General features: G+C 72.0%; 14 protein-coding genes and 1 riboswitch. Of the genes, 8 read left to right on the top strand and 6 right to left on the bottom strand.

The window, feature by feature from the left end; all coding sequences use genetic code 11:
- Positions 1–145 precede the first annotated feature (145 nt).
- Entirely contained in the window at positions 146–1,489 is a 1,344-nt protein-coding gene (locus FYX01_RS16380) for a prolipoprotein diacylglyceryl transferase (protein WP_150242278.1), read from the bottom strand.
- Positions 1,490–1,856: 367 nt separating this feature from the next.
- Between FYX01_RS16380 and FYX01_RS16375 the strand changes: the two genes are divergently transcribed.
- Together FYX01_RS16375 and FYX01_RS16370 are read left to right on the top strand one after the other, a co-directional pair.
- Positions 1,857–2,708, top strand: coding sequence for a glycerophosphodiester phosphodiesterase (locus FYX01_RS16375; RefSeq protein WP_394350475.1), 852 nt, complete (start codon positions 1,857–1,859; stop codon positions 2,706–2,708).
- 140 nt (positions 2,709–2,848) lie between these two features.
- On the top strand, positions 2,849–4,090 hold the full coding sequence (locus FYX01_RS16370; protein ID WP_150242274.1) for an alanine racemase: 1,242 nt from the start codon (positions 2,849–2,851) through the stop codon (positions 4,088–4,090).
- Between the two features lie 34 nt (positions 4,091–4,124).
- Here the strand turns inward: FYX01_RS16370 and FYX01_RS16365 are convergent, their stop codons facing one another.
- A complete protein-coding gene (locus FYX01_RS16365) occupies positions 4,125–5,717 on the bottom strand; it encodes a beta-N-acetylhexosaminidase (protein WP_150242272.1) in 1,593 nt (530 codons plus the stop codon).
- 386 nt (positions 5,718–6,103) lie between these two features.
- On the opposite strand from FYX01_RS16365, the gene FYX01_RS16360 reads away from it, so the two are divergent.
- The 3 genes from FYX01_RS16360 to FYX01_RS16350 all read left to right on the top strand — a co-directional run bounded on the left by FYX01_RS16360 (position 6,104) and on the right by FYX01_RS16350 (position 8,926).
- Positions 6,104–7,000: a DMT family transporter gene (locus FYX01_RS16360; RefSeq protein WP_150242338.1), complete on the top strand. Its 897-nt coding sequence runs from the start codon at positions 6,104–6,106 to the stop codon at positions 6,998–7,000.
- 16 nt (positions 7,001–7,016) lie between these two features.
- Positions 7,017–8,261: a glycosyltransferase gene (locus FYX01_RS16355; RefSeq protein ID WP_150242270.1), complete on the top strand. Its 1,245-nt coding sequence runs from the start codon at positions 7,017–7,019 to the stop codon at positions 8,259–8,261.
- Positions 8,262–8,596: 335 nt separating this feature from the next.
- Positions 8,597–8,926 (top strand): hypothetical protein, encoded by a 330-nt coding sequence (locus FYX01_RS16350; RefSeq protein WP_150242267.1) that lies wholly within the window; start codon positions 8,597–8,599, stop codon positions 8,924–8,926.
- A 110-nt stretch (positions 8,927–9,036) separates the two neighbouring features.
- Here the strand turns inward: FYX01_RS16350 and FYX01_RS16345 are convergent, their stop codons facing one another.
- The gene (locus tag FYX01_RS16345) at positions 9,037–9,975 is read right to left on the bottom strand and encodes a LysR family transcriptional regulator (protein ID WP_150242264.1); all 939 of its coding nucleotides are present in this window, start codon (positions 9,973–9,975) and stop codon (positions 9,037–9,039) included.
- A 153-nt stretch (positions 9,976–10,128) separates the two neighbouring features.
- Here FYX01_RS16345 and FYX01_RS16340 point away from each other — a divergent pair, with 153 nt between their 5' ends.
- Positions 10,129–11,457 (top strand): pyridoxal phosphate-dependent aminotransferase, encoded by a 1,329-nt coding sequence (locus FYX01_RS16340; protein WP_150242262.1) that lies wholly within the window; start codon positions 10,129–10,131, stop codon positions 11,455–11,457.
- On the opposite strand, the gene FYX01_RS16335 is transcribed toward FYX01_RS16340, so the two are convergent.
- Positions 11,450–12,661 (bottom strand): glycosyltransferase family 4 protein, encoded by a 1,212-nt coding sequence (locus FYX01_RS16335; protein WP_223830495.1) that lies wholly within the window; start codon positions 12,659–12,661, stop codon positions 11,450–11,452. The two genes, FYX01_RS16340 and FYX01_RS16335, sit on opposite strands and share 8 nt — an antisense overlap.
- A gap of 256 nt (positions 12,662–12,917) precedes the next feature.
- Here FYX01_RS16335 and FYX01_RS16330 point away from each other — a divergent pair, with 256 nt between their 5' ends.
- Together FYX01_RS16330 and FYX01_RS16325 are read left to right on the top strand one after the other, a co-directional pair.
- Positions 12,918–13,169, top strand: a complete 252-nt coding sequence (locus FYX01_RS16330; RefSeq protein ID WP_150242258.1) for a DUF6457 domain-containing protein — start codon at positions 12,918–12,920, stop codon at positions 13,167–13,169.
- 216 nt (positions 13,170–13,385) lie between these two features.
- Complete coding sequence (locus FYX01_RS16325; RefSeq protein WP_150242256.1) at positions 13,386–14,810, top strand: alanine/glycine:cation symporter family protein; 1,425 nt, start codon at positions 13,386–13,388, stop codon at positions 14,808–14,810.
- 85 nt (positions 14,811–14,895) lie between these two features.
- On the opposite strand, the gene thiD is transcribed toward FYX01_RS16325, so the two are convergent.
- On the bottom strand, positions 14,896–15,699 hold the full coding sequence (gene thiD, locus FYX01_RS16320) for a bifunctional hydroxymethylpyrimidine kinase/phosphomethylpyrimidine kinase (RefSeq protein WP_150242254.1): 804 nt from the start codon (positions 15,697–15,699) through the stop codon (positions 14,896–14,898).
- A riboswitch (TPP riboswitch) is annotated at positions 15,688–15,786 on the bottom strand. It overlaps the preceding gene by 12 nt.
- 97 nt (positions 15,787–15,883) lie before the next feature.
- Entirely contained in the window at positions 15,884–16,813 is a 930-nt protein-coding gene (locus FYX01_RS16315; RefSeq protein WP_150242252.1) for a DUF368 domain-containing protein, read from the bottom strand.
- Positions 16,814–17,041 lie beyond the last annotated feature (228 nt).

Raw genomic sequence — 17,041 nt, 5'->3', positions numbered from 1 at the left:
CCCATGAATGGCCCTGTGTCCGTATTGTCCACAACTCCGGTTCTCCACAGAAGGAACCCGGGGCCGGCGTCCGTGTCCGGCCCCGGGCCGATCCGGCGCGGTCCCGCCTCGCGCCCCGGAGTTCCTCAGGGTTCCTCGGAGCGCCTCAGAGGGTTCCGGTCGGGAGGCTCCACGGCATGGAGTCCCACAGCTCCCGCCACTCCTCGGCGCCGATCGGCTCGACGGTCCGGGTGGAGCCGGCCTCGTGCTGTTCGGCCTCCCGGACGAGCTCGGCGATCAGCGGGGAGAGATCGAAGACGACCTCCTCCACCTCGGTGCGCGTCAGGCTCAGGTCCCGGGCGCAGTCGTCGACCGCGCCGGTCTTGTCGCCCTCGTCGCCGTAGTACCAGACGGTGGCCAGCAGGCGGTCGCGCTCGGCGGCGCCGAGCTGCTCCCGGGTCAGGGCCCGCTCGACGAACGCCCCGCTGGAGGGAGCCAACCCGGCCTGGTCCAGGTGGACCTCGCCGGTCCCGAAGTTCACGAACCGGCCGATGACGCACTCCTTGACCTGTCGGATCCTGACGCCCTCGTCCTGCGTGCCCTGCTCGGAGGGGGACCCATCGGCGGGAGCCCCCTCCTGGGCGCCCTGGTCGACGGGGGCGTCCTCCTGCTCGGCGGAGACCTCGGGAGCACCGGACGTCTCGGGGACCTCGGGGGTCTCCGGGACCGGCGGGGCGTCGGACGGCCGCGTGTCCGCGGGGCGCCCGACGGGGGCGGTGCCCACGGCGTCCGCCGGAGTGCCGTCCGCGACCTTGTCGACGGGAGCCGCTCCCCCGGCGGGGGTCCCGTCGGATTCCCGCACGTCCCCGTCCTCCGTCGTCTGCTCCGCCTGCTCCCCGGCCGCGGGCCCGTCCTGGCCGCTCTCCTGCTGGGCGGGCTCCTCCGCGGGCTTCTCGGGGGAGGATCCCAGCGGCCTCAGGGACTCCGCCATCCTGACCAGTTCGCCGCTGTCCCACCGGTCCGGCTGCAGGTGCACGGTGACGGCCACGCCCGGCTCCTCCAACCAGAACAGGTCACCGGTCTCCTGTGACAGGTAGGACTCGTGCCGCAGGGCCTCGTTCCGGTCCATGCGCTGCAGTGATCCCTCGGGCAGGTGCCCGTACCGGCCCGAACGAAGGTCGTCGAGCTCCTGGAAGTACTCCGAGCGCAGTACGGCCACCCGGGCGAGCAGCCGGTCGGGTCCCCGCATCCAGGAGATCTGCGACTGTCTGTTGCCCTTCCGGTCCGTGATGGAGGAGGCGTTGATCCCGTATCCCTCCAGGTCCTCGGGCAGGTAACCGATCTCGTAGCCGTCGAGGCTGTACGAGGAGACGCTCTGGCTCACCACCGGCCAGTCCAGCGCCCGTGTGCCCTTCTCGTCGGCCGCCGCTCCCGGGAGCCCGACCACCCCTGACGACGCGATCATGGCGGCGCCGAACAGCGCGACCCACCTCTTGTGGTGCTTGCGCATGAGTCTTCCTTCCCATCGACTACTCCTAGTGATGGTCGCAGGCTCTCCGTAATCAACGGGAGGCTGCGGAGTCAAAGAACGCACATGAAGTGACCAAATGGATGCATTAAGTGAGAATTTCGTCGCACTCGTGGCGTACCCACCAGATGATGGGCGGCGGATCACCGGCTGCTCCGCGCGTGGTAACCGACCGGTCACCATCCGCACTCAGTCTGGGGACGGTCGCCCAGTCCACGCGCACTTGGGAGGTCCGGTGCAGCGCATCGGGATCGTCGTCGCAGCCGTATCGTTCATCGTCGCCGTCAGTGCGAGCGCATCGTCCGCAGCACAGGCCCCCGAGCCCTCGGGGTCACGTCATGACAGACCCGTGTCCATCGAGTACGGACCATCGAGACAGCCACTGACCGTGGTCGCCCACCGGGGAGCGTCCGGCCACGCCCCCGAGAACACCCTTGTCGCCCTCGACACGGCACACGAGCTCGGAGCCGAGACCGTCGAGGTCGACGTCCAGCGCACGGAGGACGACGTTCTCGTCCTGCTCCACGACACCACCCTGGAACGCACCACCAACGTCGAGGACGTCTTCCCCGACCGCGATCCCTACAGCGTCAGCGACTTCACCATGGCCGAGATCCGCGAGCTCGACGCCGGATCGTGGTTCGACCCCTCCTTCGAGGGTGAGAGGGTCCCCACCTTCGCGGAGGCGCTCGACCGGATGGAGGCGCTGGACCTCGACCTCTTCCTGGAGCTCAAGTCACCCGAGCTCCACCCCGGCGTGGAGAAGGAGGTCGCCGCCGAGTTCGACGGGCGCGAGGGCTGGCTGGAGTCCGGCTCGTCCCGCGAGTCCCGGCGCCTCGTCGTGCAGAGCTTCGACTGGGAGTCGGTGCGCCGCTCCAAGGACCTGTTGCCGTCCGTGCCGCACGCCCTGCTCGGCAGGGTTCCCGAGAGCCGGATCTCCGAGTTCACCTGGGCGCAGATGATCAACCCCAACCACACCACCATCGACTCCGCCTACGTCGAGCGGGTACACGACGCGGGGCTGGAGATCATGCCCTACACCATCAACGAGCGGTCCCGCATGGACGCCGTCCTCAAGTGGAGGGTCGACGGGTTCATCACCGACTTCCCCGAGGTCGGGCTGGAGGCGGCCGCCGCCCGCCGCGAGGGGTCCCGGCCCACCGTCAGGATCGTCAAGCCGCCCGTGTCCGTGTTCCGCTGACCGCGCCCCGGTTCCGACCGCGCCCTGGCCACCGGTACGGACCGGTGGGATGATCGGTCCGGACCACACCGAGGCCCTGTCCCGGGAGGCGCCCACCGGGCCTCCCGGGGCGGGGCACAGGCACAGGAGGCGTGCACCACGTGAGTGACCGGCTGACCGTCCCCCAGGAACACGTCGACTGGCGCACCAAGGGCCTGTGGTGGACGGGCGAACCGATCTCCCTGGAGGAGTTCGCGGCCCGCCGCGACCACCTGTTCACCGGACCGTTCACCTGGCCGCTGATGGTGCTGCGGGCCTCCGCCCTGGAGCGCAACATCGCCGCGCTCTCCGGGTTCACCGAGCGCCACCGCCTGCTGTTCGCCCCGCACGGCAAGACCTCCATGGCCCCGGCCCTCATCCAGCGCCAACTGGACGCGGGGGCCTGGGGGGTCACCGCCGCCACCGCCAACCAGGTCCTGGACTTCCGCCGGTTCGGCGTGCGCCGGATCCTGCTCGCCAACGAGTTGCTGGACGTCCGGGTGCTGCGCTGGGTGGCCGCCGAACTCGACCGGGACCCCGACTTCGAGTTCCTGTTCTGCGCCGACTCCGCCGAGGGGGTCGCGGCTGCGGCGCGCGGTGCGGCCGACCGGCCCGGCGGTCGCCCCCTGCGCGTGATGGTCGAACGCGGGATCCCCGGCGGCCGTACCGGCTGCCGCACCCGCGAACAGGTGCTCGCGGCGGCCCGTGCCGTGGCCGACGCGCCCGGCCTGGAACTGGCCGGTGTCGCGGGGTACGAGGGGCCGCTCGGCGATGCCGACGGCGTCCGCGGATTCCTGCGCGAGCTGCTGGGGGACGCCGAGGCCCTGGCCGCCGGGTACGGGGTGGACCGGCCGGTGCTGTCGGTGGGCGGCAGCGCGTGGTTCGACCTGGTCGCCGAGGAGGTCGGCGGCCGCGGGGACGTCGTCCCGATCCTGCGCAGCGGCGCCTACGTGGCCCACGACGACGGCCTGTACCAGCGCACGACCCCCTACCGCCGCCTGCCGGAGGGGCCCGGGGCCCTGTCCGGGGCCCTGGAGCTGTGGGCGCAGGTCATCTCCGTTCCGGAGGACGGCCTGGCGATCGCCGCCCTGGGCCGTCGTGAGGCCAACTACGACCAGGGGTTCCCGGTCCCGCGCCGGCTGCGGCGCGCGGACGGGAGCACCGTGGCGGCACGGGGCCTGGAGGTGACCGACCTCAACGACCACCACGCCTACCTGAGCGTGCCGCCGGGGCTGGAGGTCAGCCCCGGCGACCTGGTCTCCTTCGGGATCTCGCACCCGTGCACGGCGTTCGACCGCTGGCAGGTCATCCCGGTGGTGGACGACCGGGACACCGTGGTGGACGCGGTGGCCACCTACTTCTGAGGGGTGTCCCCGGGCGCGCCGGGCTCCGCGGCGGTCAGCCCCAGCCCACGACGCCCGGGCGGGTGTGCCACGGGCGCGGCCCCTCCAGCGGGCGGTACTCCACCCCGGCCGCGTCGAGCCGCTCCAGGTGCCGCCTCAGGCGCGGCTCGAACTCGGCGTAGTCGCGATCCCCGGCGGACCACACCTGCTCGGCGAACGCCGACAGCCTCGGGAAGACCATGTAGTCCAGCCTGCGCGGCGTGTCGATGTGCTCGGTCCACACGTTCACCTGCGCGCCCAGGACGTGCCCGGCCTCCTCCTCGGTGAGGCCGGAGGGCACCGGCTCGGCCAGGTAGACGTCCTCGGTCCGCAGCAGCGTGCCCACCCTGACCGGCTCGTCATGGGAGTCCGACTGCCTGTAGTCCAGGTAGGAGGTGTGGGTGGGGGCCATGACCACGTCGTGTCCGGCGCGGGCCGCGGCGACACCGCCCTCCTCGCCGCGCCACGACATCACGGTCGCCCCGGGCGCGACACCTCCCTCCAGGATCTCGTCCCAGCCCACCAGACGGCGCCCGCGCGAGGTCAGGTGCTCGTCCAGCTGGCGGATGAACCAGCTCTGCAGCTCGTCCTCGTCGGCCAGCCCCTCCTCCTTGATCCGCTTCTGCGCGGACTCGCTCGCCTTCCACTGGTCCTTGGGGCACTCGTCGCCGCCCACGTGGACGTAGGTGCTCGGGAACAGCTCCATCAGCTCGTCGAAGACGTTGCGGTAGAACTCCAGGACGTCGTCGGTCACCGCGAGCACCTCCTCGAAGACGCCCCACTGGGTCCCCACCGGGATCCGCCCGCTCTCCCCCAGCTCGGGATAGGCGTGGATGGCCGCCTGGGAGTGGCCGGGCACGTCGATCTCGGGGACGACCGCGACGTGCCGGGCGTCGGCGTAGGCGACGATCTCGCGGATGTCGTCCTGGGTGAAGAAACCGCCGTGCGGGCGGTTGTCGAACACCGGCGGCCTGCCGGTGCCCTGCTGGCTCTCGGCCCTCCAGGAGGCGTCCTCGGTCAGTTTCGGGTAGCGGCGGATCTCCACACGCCAGCCCTGGTCGTCGGTCAGGTGCAGGTGCAGCACGTTGAGCTTGTGCATGGCCATCAGGTCGATGAACCGCAGTACCTCGCGCTTGGGAACGAAGTGGCGGGCCACGTCCAGCATCACCCCCCGCCAGCGGAAGCGCGGCGCGTCGGTGACGCTCACCGCGGGCAGGGACCACGCGGCGCCGCCCAGCGGGGCGTCGCGGTAGGCGTCGGCGGGAAGCAGCTGGCGGAGGGTCTGCGCACCGTAGAACACCCCGGCGGGGTCGTTGCCGACGATGATGGCCCCCTCGCCGTCCACGATCAGCCGGTAGCCCTCGCGGCCCAGGCCCGCCTCGGCGTCCACGCTCAACCGGATCTGGGCGCTGTCCTCGTCGCCGGTGGCCAGGGACAGCCCGGTGGCCGCCCCGAGTTCACGCTGGAGCCACATGAGCGTGCCCCGGGCTTCGGGGTCGGCGGACACCCTGGTCGACGAGGCGAGGGTGAGTCCCTCGGTGCCATCCCCGACCGCCGTGGCGGGACGGGGGATGACGGGACGGCTGGAGAAGGGGGAGGTGTCAGGCACGGGGAACCGCTCCTATCCGGTCTAGACCAATACCGGACATAGTGTCATGGGCTTCCGCGGAGGCACACCCCCGGAGGCCATCGGCCACCGAACCCGTCCGCGTCGGGACGGACCCCTGCCCGCTTTTTCGACCTGCTCCGCTCACGCGGGCGCTGTGACGAGACCGTCCCCTCGGGGAGGAGCAGCGGATCCGGGGCGGCCCCGTCGCGGAGGTGGGGTGAACACCACCTCAGGACGGGAGCTGCCGTTATCGCCGCGGCATGACGCCCGTCCGTACGGTTGTGGCCCTATCCGCAGCCGGTGCGCGCGGGCCGGAATCGAGCGTCGGAGGACACGATGCAGGGGATGTGGGGGACGGCCCCGGGGCACACGGGAGGGCGGTGCCGATGCTGCTGTCGGTCCTGATCGCCGTGGCGGGCGCGTTCACCCTGGCGCTCGGCTCCGCCCTCCAGGAGCGCGACGCCGTCCGCGCCCCGGGACACCAGGTGGCGCGCGGGGGCTTCCTGCTGCACCTGCTCCGCCAGCCCCGCTGGATGATCGGCAGCGCCGCCGCGGTCCTGGGCTCGCTCCTGCACCTGGTCGCCCTCAGCAGCGCTCCGCTGACCATCATCCAGCCGATCGGCGTGACGGGCCTGCTCTTCGCCATCGTGCTGTCGGCCGTGTTCAGCGGCCGCAGGGTCGGCCTCTCCCAGATCGTCGCCGGGGCCGCCGTCATGGTGGGCCTCGTCGGGGTGCTCTCCCTGTTCCCGCACGCGGCCGACACCCCCACCATGACCACGGGCGCGGCGCTGGTCCTCACCGGGACCGCCCTCGGCGCCGGGTTCCTCGTCCACCTCACCGCGCACTGGATGAACAGCTCGGCCCGGGCCATCCTGCTCGCCCTCGCGGGCGGGGCGGCCATGGGCACCACGTCGGGGCTGGCACGGGTCATCACCGCGAACGCCCACGAGGACTGGACCAGCGTCATCAGCTGGCTGACCCCGCTCGCCCTGGCGACCGGGGTCTTCGGCGCCCTGCTGATGCAGAACGCCTACCGGACCGGGCACTTCTCGGCCGCCTACGCGGCCCTCCTGATCACCGACCCGGTGGTCGGTGTGGCCATCGGGGCCCTGCTCCTGGGGGAGGGGGCGCCGAGGACCCCGCCCGCCCAGCTGGGCGCGCTGGCCTTCACCGTCCTGGCGGTCGCCGGGACCATCGCGCTGGCGCAGGCGCGCCACCGCAACCCCGAGGCCCCGCGGGGCCCCGGACACACCGGGACCAGCTCCCGTACCCCCACACGCTGAACGAAGGAGTTCCACCATGGCCCAGTCCGACCGCCCGCTGCGGGTCCTGATCGCCACCGATACCTATCCTCCCGACGTCAACGGCGCCGGGTACTTCACCCATCGCCTGGCCGAGGGGCTGGCGCGGCGGGGACACCGTGTCCACGTGGCGTGCCCCTCCGAGCGGGGCGAACCGTACGTGACGGTCAACGGCGCGGTGACCGAGCACCGGATGCGCTCGGCCCCCATACCCTTCCAACCCAGCATGCGCGCCGCCGTCCCGCTGGGACTGGGCGGGCACATCGCCAGGATCGTGCAGCGCATGGACCCGGACGTCGTACACGCGCAGAGCCACTTCCCGCTCAGCCGGTCGGCGCTGCGCAAGGGCCGGGCGGCCGGTATCCCGGTGGTGCTGACCAACCACTTCATGCCGGACAACCTGTACGCGCACGCACGGGTGCCCGCTCCGATGCGGGAGCTGGCGGGGACACTGGCCTGGAAGGACATGGTCCGGGTGGCGAGCGAGGCCGACTACGTGACCACACCGACGCCGCGCGCGGCACGGCTGCTACGGGAACAGGGGTTCGCCCGCACGGTCGAGGACATCTCGTGCGGGATCGACCTGGAGCGGTTCCACCCCCGGGGCGGGGACCGGGCGGCGGCGCGCCGGAGGTTCGGCCTGCCCGACCGGGACACGATCGTGTTCGTGGGGCGGCTGGACGAGGAGAAGCGGATCGGCGACACGATCCGGGCGCTGGCCGGGATCGTGCCGGAACGGGACGCCCAGCTGGCCCTGGCGGGGGTCGGTCAGCGCGAGAAGGAGCTGCGCGCGCTGGCGGTGGAGCTGGGGGTGGCCGACCGGGTGTTCTTCCTGGGGTTCGTGCCGGACGAGGACCTGCCGCTGGTGTACGCGGCGGGGGACGCCTTCGCCATCGCCGGCGTGGCCGAACTGCAGAGCATCGCCACCCTGGAGGCGATGTCCACCGGTCTGCCGGTGGTGGCCGCCGACGCGATGGCTCTGCCGCACCTGCTGGAGGAGGGGCGCAACGGGTTCCTCTTCCCGCCCGGAGACGTCGAGCGCCTGGCGGACCGGCTGCTCACCGTGCTCGGCCCGGAGAAGGACCGGCGCGCCATGGGCGAGGCCAGCCGGGAGATCGCGCTGCGGCACGACCACCACCGGTCGCTGGAGCGGTTCGAGGAGACCTACAAGCGGCTGCGGGGGGCGCCTCCGGTTCCGCTGTGGGTCGAGAGGGCGGTCGCCGCGCGGCCGGTCGCGGTGTGATCGGCGGGCGTGTGCCGGGACGGGAGGACCGGGACACCTCGGGGGCGGAACGGAGGTGGGGCGCCTCCTGTGCGCGGTGGTGTGTTGACCGTGGCATGAGACGACGGATACCCGGGTCGTCCCGGCTGCCGGATGCGGCCAGTGCCCCCCGAAAAGCTTGTGGGCACCCTGTGCGCGGTGGGGCGGTGGTCGCCGCGAGGGTGTTCTGTGACGGCGCACGCTCTCCCGTTGTGCCTGAAATGCGTTATTTGTAAGGGTTTGAGCCCTTTGCCACTTTCCGTATTCTTTGCGTAGCGACCTGTGATGTTGTCCCTCTGCGGGAAACACCAGTTGATGTGTGGTTCGAAGGCATCAGTGCACAGTCCGGCCGACGCTGGATCGCCCGTGGCGGCAACGCCGCCGAAGGCCTCACCGAACGGCTCGTCAGCGCCGAGCGCGAGGCGGGGTTCCACGAGCGTGACATGTCGGTGTTCGAACGCGAGCGCATCGACCTGGAACACAGGGTGAACCGGATGGAGGCCGAGCTGGAGGCACTGCGAAAAAGGAGACTGGAAGCCTACGCGCGATGGTGGAACGCCCGGGACGACCGTGACCGGGCACGCCATGTCTGTCGCAGACTGCGCCGCCGGATCGACCGGACGCGCCGCAGGGAAAGCCAAGGGTGAGCGGTGCTCGGGCGCACGACGACCAGACACCGTCCCACAACCGAACACGACGCACCCGACGCGCGGCCCGCCAGGAGCGGGCCGCGCGTCGTCGTCCCGGGGCCACCGCGCTACGCGACCGTGGCCTCGGCGATCTCCCCGCTCACCTGCCGGGAGGCGTCGCGTAGGGCGGCCAGGGTCACCTGCACCGCCGGACGGCGCGCGGTCACCGAGCGCACCACCGCGTAGACGTGCCGCTCGGGCGCGGCGGAGGGCAGCCTGCGGTAGACCAGTCCCGCCGGTCCGCCCGCCATCGCCAGGGCCGGGACCGCGGCGATCCCGATCCCGCGCGACACCAGGCTCAGCACCGTTCCCAGCCCCTCGAACTCCCAGGCCGACGCGGGCAGGCCGCCCACCTCGGCCAGGAGCCGGTCCATGCCGTAGCGCGAACGCTCGCTCCCGGGCGTCACGATCCACGACTCGCTCAACAGCGTCTCCAGCGCCACGGGTGTGGAGGGATCGGCCAGCGGATGGTCCTCGGGCACCGCCAGCACCATCGGGTCGCGCATCAGGTGGATGTGCCGCAGTCCGCTGTCCGGGGCGCGCCCCGGGTGCTGCCCGGACCAGTCGTCGACCAGCGCGACGTCCACCTCCCGTGAGCGCACCTGCTGGGTCCCCGTGGCCATCAGGGTCTGGCGCAGCAGCAGCTGCATCCCCTCGTGCCGGCGCAGCCGCGGCACGAGCAGGGGCGCGAACGCCACGGCGGCGGTCGGGAACGCCGTGACGGTGACCACACCGAGTGCGAGGTCGGACCGCTCGGCGAGCACCGACTCGGTCGCCTCCACCAACGCCAGGATGTCCTCGGCCTGGGCCACCAGGAGCCGCCCGGCGTCGGTCAGCTCGGCGCCCCGCGCGGAGCGGTCCAGCAGCGCCACGCCCGTCTCCCTCTCCAGTGTGGCCAGTTGCTGGGAGACCGCCGAGGGCGTGTAGCCCAGGGCGGCCGCGGTGGCCGCGATCGTGCCCCGGACACTGAACTCGCGGAGGACCTGCAGGCGACGAAGATCAAGCATAAGAACATCTTACGCTCAGCATCGAAAAGACTCGCTTGTACTGATGCCTGGATCTGGGCAGTGTGGGGGTGACAGGTCACCACCCAGGGTGCGGTCCCGCACTGACCCACGGTGCGGCCCCGCATCACACGACAAGCCGGAGATGAGTCATCGATGACCGTCACTGTGTCCGCGACCCTCGCCGTCAACGAAGCCCTCGCGGAGAAGCGCCGCCAGGGGGTGCGCGTGCTTCCCCTGGGCTTCGGTGAGGCCGGGCTCCCGGTCCACCCGGTCATGAGGGACCGGCTCACCGCGGGGAACGGCGCCAACGCCTACGGCCCGGTCGCCGGGTCGAAGGCGCTGCGCGAGGCCGCCGCCGGGTACTGGGAACGCCGTGGGCTGCCCACCGACCCCGCGCAGGTCATCGCCGGGCCCGGCAGCAAGCCGCTCCTGTACAGCCTCCTGCTGGAGATCGGCGGCGACACCGCGATCGCCGCGCCCAGCTGGGTCAGCTACGCGGCGCAGAGCCGGCTGGTGGGCCAGCGGCCCGTCATGGTCCCCACGGCCACCGGTCAGGGCGGCGTACCCCAACCCGACCTGCTGCACGCCGCGGTCACCGCCGCCCGGGAGCGGGGCCGTACGGTCAACGCCGTCATCGTCACGCTGCCCGACAACCCGACCGGCACCGTGGCCGGCGCCGACACCGTCCGCCGCCTGTGCGAGGTGGCCCGCGAACTCGACCTGGTGATCATCTCCGACGAGATCTACCGCGACCTCGTCCACCCCGCGGCCCCCGGCGAGGAACCCGCGGAGGTACACGGTCCGGCCGAGTACGCCCCCGAACGCACCGTCATCTCCACCGGCCTGAGCAAGAACCTGGCCCTGGGCGGCTGGCGCATCGGCGTCGTGCGCCTGCCCGACTCCGAGGTCGGCCGCCGCCTGCGCGACGGACTGCTCGGCGTGGCCAGCGAGATCTGGTCGAGCCCGTCCGCGCCCGTCCAGGAGGCCGCCGCGTACGCCTTCACCGAACCCGCCGAGCTCCTGGACCACATCGACCGCAGCCGCCGCCTGCACGGCATCGTCGCCGGCGCGGTCACCGGGGCGTTCTCCCGCGCGGGCGCGGCCGTCTCCGTGCCCCGGGCGGCGTTCTACCTCTACCCCGACTTCGAACCGGCCCGCGAACAGCTGGCCGCCCGGTACGGCGTGACCACCGGCCCGGAGCTGACCGGACTGCTGCTGGAGCGCTTCGGCATGGGCGTGCTGCCCGCGGTCGAGTTCGGAGAGGGCTCCGGCGCCCTGCGCATGCGGGTCGCCACCAGCCTGCTCTACGGCGACACCGAGGAGCGCCGCTACGCCGCTCTCGCCGCCACCGACCCGCTGGCGCTGCCGTGGGTCCGCGCCCACCTCGACCGTCTGGCCGAGGTCCTGGACGAACTGCTCGCCGAGGCGTCCGGCCCCGTCCTCGCGCGGTCCCAGGCCTCCGCTCCGCAGGCGGTCAGCTAGACCAGCGTCCGCCCCGTGAAGGGGGCGGGGCGGACGTGTACTCCTCCGGCCTCCCCCGGCCGCTCCTTCCGGGGGAGGCCGGAACCATGTCCGCCCCGGTGCCGTGGGCGGCCAGTTCCCGGCTGGGAGCGATCACCGCGTGATAGTGGCCGAGCAGCTGCTCACCGACCGCCTCCCACGTACGGTGCTCCACCGACGGACGGGTCCCCTCGGCCATCCGCCGCCGCACCTCGCGGTTGTGGGCCAGCCGTCCCACCGCCACCCGCAGCTCGCGTACCGAGTCCGGGGCGTACAGCAGCCCGTTGTGCTCGGGAACCACCAGGTCCAGCGGCCCGCCCGAGGCCGGTGCCACCACCGGGACACCCGAGGCCAGGGCCTCCTGGACGGACTGGCAGAACGTCTCGTCGGCGCCGGTGTGCACGAACACGTCCATGGACGCGTACAGGCGGGCCAGGTCCTCGCCGGTGCGCTGACCGGTGAACACCGCGTCGGGCAGGCGCCGTCGCAGACGGGCCCGCTCGGGGCCGTCGCCCACCACGACCAGTCTGATTCCGCGCAGCCGCGCCACGTGCGCCAGCAGGTCCACCCGCTTGTCCCGGGCCAGCCGTCCCACATAGCCCACGATCGCCTCCCCGTGCGGAGCGAGCCCGCGCCGCAGCTCCTCGTCGCGGTGGGCGGGGTCGAAGAGGCGGGTGTCCACCCCGCGCCGCCACAGGTCCAACCGCGGGAACCCCCGGGAGGACAGCGCCTCCATGGTGGCCGAGGACGGTACCAGCGTGCGGTCCACGGCCGCGTGGGTGCGCCGCAGCAGCGACCAGAGGGCGTCCTCGCCGGGCAGGTGATAGCGGCCGGCGAAGCCGGGCAGGTCGGTCTGGAACACGGCGACGGTCGGCAGCGCCCATCTGCGGGCGGTCTCCACGGCCGCCGAGCCGAGCAGGGCGGGGGAGGCCAGGTGCAGGACGTCGGGGGAGAAGGCCCGGATCGCCGCGGTCATCGTGCGCCGGGCGGGCAGCCCCACGGAGAAGTCCCGGTAGAAGGGCAGGGGCAGGGAGGGCATGCGGACCACCGGAAAGCCCGCGTAGGAGGAGGGGCCGGGGCCGGGGGCCAGCACCAGGACCTCGTGGCCCCGTGCGGCCAGCAGGTCGACGACCCGGCACACGGAGTTGGTCACCCCGTTGACCTGTGGAAGGAAGGATTCTGTCACGATGGCCACGCGAAGTGGCCGGCGGGTCTCGGTCGGGGACATGCGGGTGGCTCCCAACGCCGGGGGATGACTGCCTTCGACGCTAGGCTCGGGGGGTGAACCCCGGCTTGGGCACGGGGGAACCGCGTCCGAAGACCGGGCGTGGACTGACCGAGCGGGCGGTGAAGGTGTCCGTGCGCCCGTGTGGCCTCCGGGTGATGATCCGGTGGCCGCGGTCGCCTCACGTAATCGATCTGCTGCTGTAAGGAGTCATGCGGTGACCCTCACCGAATGGGCGGAAGTGGTCAGAAGAGAACTGGATCTGACCGGTACGGAGCCGCTCCGGAAAGCGGACGTCGACCGGGTCCTGGACCTGGCGAGGGACGCCGCCCATTCCGTGGCCCGGCCCGCGGCACCCCTGACCACCTATCTCCTCGGCGTCGCTGTGGGCCGGGGAGCGGACCCGGACGAGGCCGCGGCCGTCCTCAGCAGACTCGCCCTGGCCCAGGACGACGAGAGCGGTGTCTGAGGGCGCACACGCGCGAGAGGGCGCGAGAGTTCCCGAAGTTCCCGAAGAAACCCGCATGTGGAACAGGCGTGACGCGTTCGTTACGCGTCGGTGCCATTCTTTGCCGGTATCGCAAGGCCTTCACCAGTGCCGACGCGATCGCGAGGGCGTCGGATCCCCCCGTACCGAGACGCCGACGGCCCCGTCCCCACACACTCACCGATAGGGAGATCCCCTGTGGACCAACTCCTCGAAATGGCGAGCATCGTCAGCAGCATCATCTGGGGACCCTTCGTCCTCATCCCGCTGCTGTTCGTCGTCGGCATGTTCCTCACGGTCCGACTGCGCCTGCTCCAGCTCTTCCGCCTGCCGCACGCACTGTGGCTCGCCCTCGTCCGCCGCAAGGAGGACCCCTCCGTCGAGGGGGACATCTCCCACTACCAGGCCCTGAGCACCGCCCTCGCCGCCACCGTCGGTGTCGGCAACATCGCCGGTGCGGCGCTCGCCATCGGCGTGGGCGGCCCGGGCGCGCTGTTCTGGATGTGGGTGGTCGGCCTCATCGGTATGGCCACCAAGTACAGCGAGGCCCTCCTGGGGGTGAAGTTCCGCCGCACCGACGCCAAGGGCGAGCAGAGCGGCGGACCGATGTACTACCTCAAGCACGGGATCCGCGGCGGCCTGGGCACCACCCTGGGCGTGGCGTTCGCGGTCTTCGGGGCCATCGCCGCCTTCGGTATCGGCAACGGCACCCAGTCCAACGCCGTCTCCGACCAGATCACCAACATCACGCCGCTGGCGCCGTGGATGGTGGGCCTGGCGCTGACCGTCATCGCGGGCGCCGTCATCCTCGGCGGGATCAAGAGCATCGGCCGGGTCGCCTCCGGCCTGGTGCCCATCATGATCGTCCTCTACGTCGGCGCCTGCCTGGTCGTCCTGGCCGTCAACTGGGCCGCCATCCTGCCCGCGCTCCAGCTCGTGGTGACCGACGCCTTCACCGGCACGTCCGCGGCGGGCGGCTTCGCGGGGGCGGGCATCATGCTCGCCATCCAGCAGGGCTTCTCCCGGGGCATCTTCTCCAACGAGTCGGGCCTGGGCACCGGCGGTATCGCCGCCGCCGCGGCCAAGACCAGGCAGCCGGTCCGCCAGGCCATGGTCTCGATGACCCAGACCTTCATCGACACCATCATCGTGGTCACCATGACCTGCCTGGTCATCATCACCACCGGTGCCTGGCAGGCCTCGGGGGAGGAGAGGGAGGACGGCTCCCTGATGACCAGCAGCGCGGTCGCCGAGGGCCTGGGCAACCTCAGCCCCGGACTCGCCCCGGTCGGCACCTACATCGTGGCCGTCGCGGTCGCCGTGTTCGCCTTCACGACCCTGCTCGGCTGGGCCTACTACGGCGAGCGGTGCATCGTCTTCCTGGCCGGCCGCAAGCTGGTCACGCCCTACCGCCTGGTGTTCATCGCCGTCATCTTCATCGGCTCGATCGCCAGCCTGGACTCGGTGTGGCTGTTCAGCGACATCGCCAACGGCCTGATGGCACTGCCCAACCTCATCGGACTCCTGCTGCTGTCCCCGGTCATCGTGGCCGAGACGCGCAGGTTCTTCGAGCACCCGGACTGGAGGAACCCGGACGCGATCATGGAGGACGTGAGCAAGTAGCCCACCGCGCGTGTGAGGAGGGGACCGGCGCCGTGCCGGTCCCCTCCTCCGTGTCGTCGGGGCCCGGGTGCCCCCGGACCCGCTCCTACCACCAGGCGTGAAAATGGTGTACCGGGCCCTGGCCGCCGCCCGCGTCGATCCCGTCGGCACGTCGGATCGCCTCGGTCAGGTAGGCCTTCGCGTCCCCGACGGCCGCGGCGACGTCCGGACGCTGCGGCAGCAGGGCCGCGATCGAGGAGGACAGGGTGCACCCGGTGCCGTGCGTGTTGCGGGTGACCACCCTCGTGGCGCGGAACTCGACAGGGTCGGAGTCCCGGGAGACCAGGACGTCGACGCTCTCCCCGCCGGACAGGTGACCGCCCTTGAGCAGGACCCGGCGCGGCCCCAGGTCCAGCAGCCGCGCGGCCTGGACGCGCATCGCCGCCAGGTCGGCGGCCTCGGGCTCCTCCAGCAGGTCGGCGGCCTCGGGCAGGTTCGGGGTGACCAGGTCCGCGCGGGGCAGCAGCTCGTTCCGCAGCGCCTCGACGGCGGAGGACTCCAGCAGCCGGTCGCCGCTCTTGGCGACCATCACCGGGTCCACCACCACGTTCGTCAGCGCGTGGCGGTCGATCGCCTCGGCCACCGCCTCGGTGACCTCGGAGGTGCCGAGCATGCCCACCTTGACCGCGTGCACGGTGGCGTCGTCGAAGAGGGTGTCCATCTGGCGGGTGACGAACGCGGCCGGGACCGGGTGGACCCCGGCGACGCCGCGCGTGGACTGGGCGGTCAGCGCGGTGACCACGGTCATCCCGAAGGTCCCGTGCGCGGAGAAGGCCTTGAGGTCGGCCTGGATCCCCGCGCCCCCGCTGGGGTCGCTGCCGGCGATGGACACGATGTTGTACGCGCTCATGGGCGTTCCTTCGCTAGTGCTAACTAGGGCAGGTTCGACGGGTGTGCTCTCAGCCGGGACGGTGTCCCGGCACCCCGCGCCGTGGGAGCCGCCGTGGCGGCCCCACTTCCGTATGCGTCTGTGGGCCTTCTCCGGGGAGGGTACCCCGCGACGGGGAGCGCCCGGGGGCCGGCCCCGGGCGTTCTCAGACGCGGGTGGGGCTCTGGTGGTGCTCGGTCTCCACCATCTGGCCGCGCTTGCGGTTCTCCCACACGATGGCCGCCGTCACCACCGCGAAGCCGATCACCATGAACACCACCGTGACCGGGACGTCGGTGGGGGGCAGGATGACGCGCTCCTCGGTCTGCCAGGGCCACAGGGCGCGCAGCGACCCGGCCATCAGACCGGTGAGCACGACCAGGGTCATGTGGTGGAAGTGCTCCAGCAGGTACTGCAGGATCTTCACGAACACCGACAGGCCCGTGAGCGCGCCCAGCGCGATCACCGCCAGGTAGGCGACGTCCATGTCGCCGACCGCGTTGATGGTGGGCTCGTACAGGCCCAGCGTGAGCAGGATGAAGGAGCCGGACACGCCGGGCAGGATCAGCGCGCACACGGCCACGGACCCGGCGAGGAAGACCAGCACCGGGTGGGCGGGCAGGTTGGCTCCCGGCAGGCTGGTGAGGAAGAACGCGCCGGCGGCGAACACCAGGGCGACGAGGTAGTGCCAGGCCCGCCACCTCCTGCCCGCACCGGTGTAGGGAATCCACAGGCAGGCCAGGACCAGGCCGAAGAACAGCGCGTACGCGTACTGGGTGTAGGACTCCACCAGTGGGGCGAGCAGGACGGCGGCCAGGCCGAGGAAGACCACCATGCCGGCCAGGGCGGGGATCAGCACGCTCCAGTCCACCTGGCGGAACTGCTCCCGGGCCCGCTCCCCGCCGCGGCCGCGCGGGACGTCGGTGACGTAGCGCTTGATACCGCTGACCATGTGGCCCGCGCCGCCGATGAGCTTGTCGTAGAGGCCGACGATCAGGGCGACCGTGCCGCCGCTGATACCGGGCAGGGCCTCGGAGGCTCCCACCGCGCCGCCGCGCACCGCGTTGAAGATGTAGCTGCCTACTGACTTTGGCATCTGGGTTGTTGGGCGCCGCCCGGGCCGGAACCCGGGCGAGGGCGCCGTCCTCCGTCCTAGTGGTGCCACCGAGCGCGCACCGTGTGCACGGGTGGAGGGTGGGTCAGGGGTTGTCCACGTGATCCACGGTCCCGACTGGATACGCGGGACCCGCCGGTACCGGCCGGGTGCACCGACCAGGCCGGGGCGGGGGAGGGGAGACCGTGAGGCCCGGAACCAGGAGACGTC

The sequence above is a fragment of the Nocardiopsis quinghaiensis genome (assembly GCF_008638365.1).
Classification (GTDB): Bacteria; Actinomycetota; Actinomycetes; order Streptosporangiales; family Streptosporangiaceae; genus Nocardiopsis; species Nocardiopsis quinghaiensis.
This window is presented reverse-complemented; position numbering and strand designations above follow the sequence as displayed.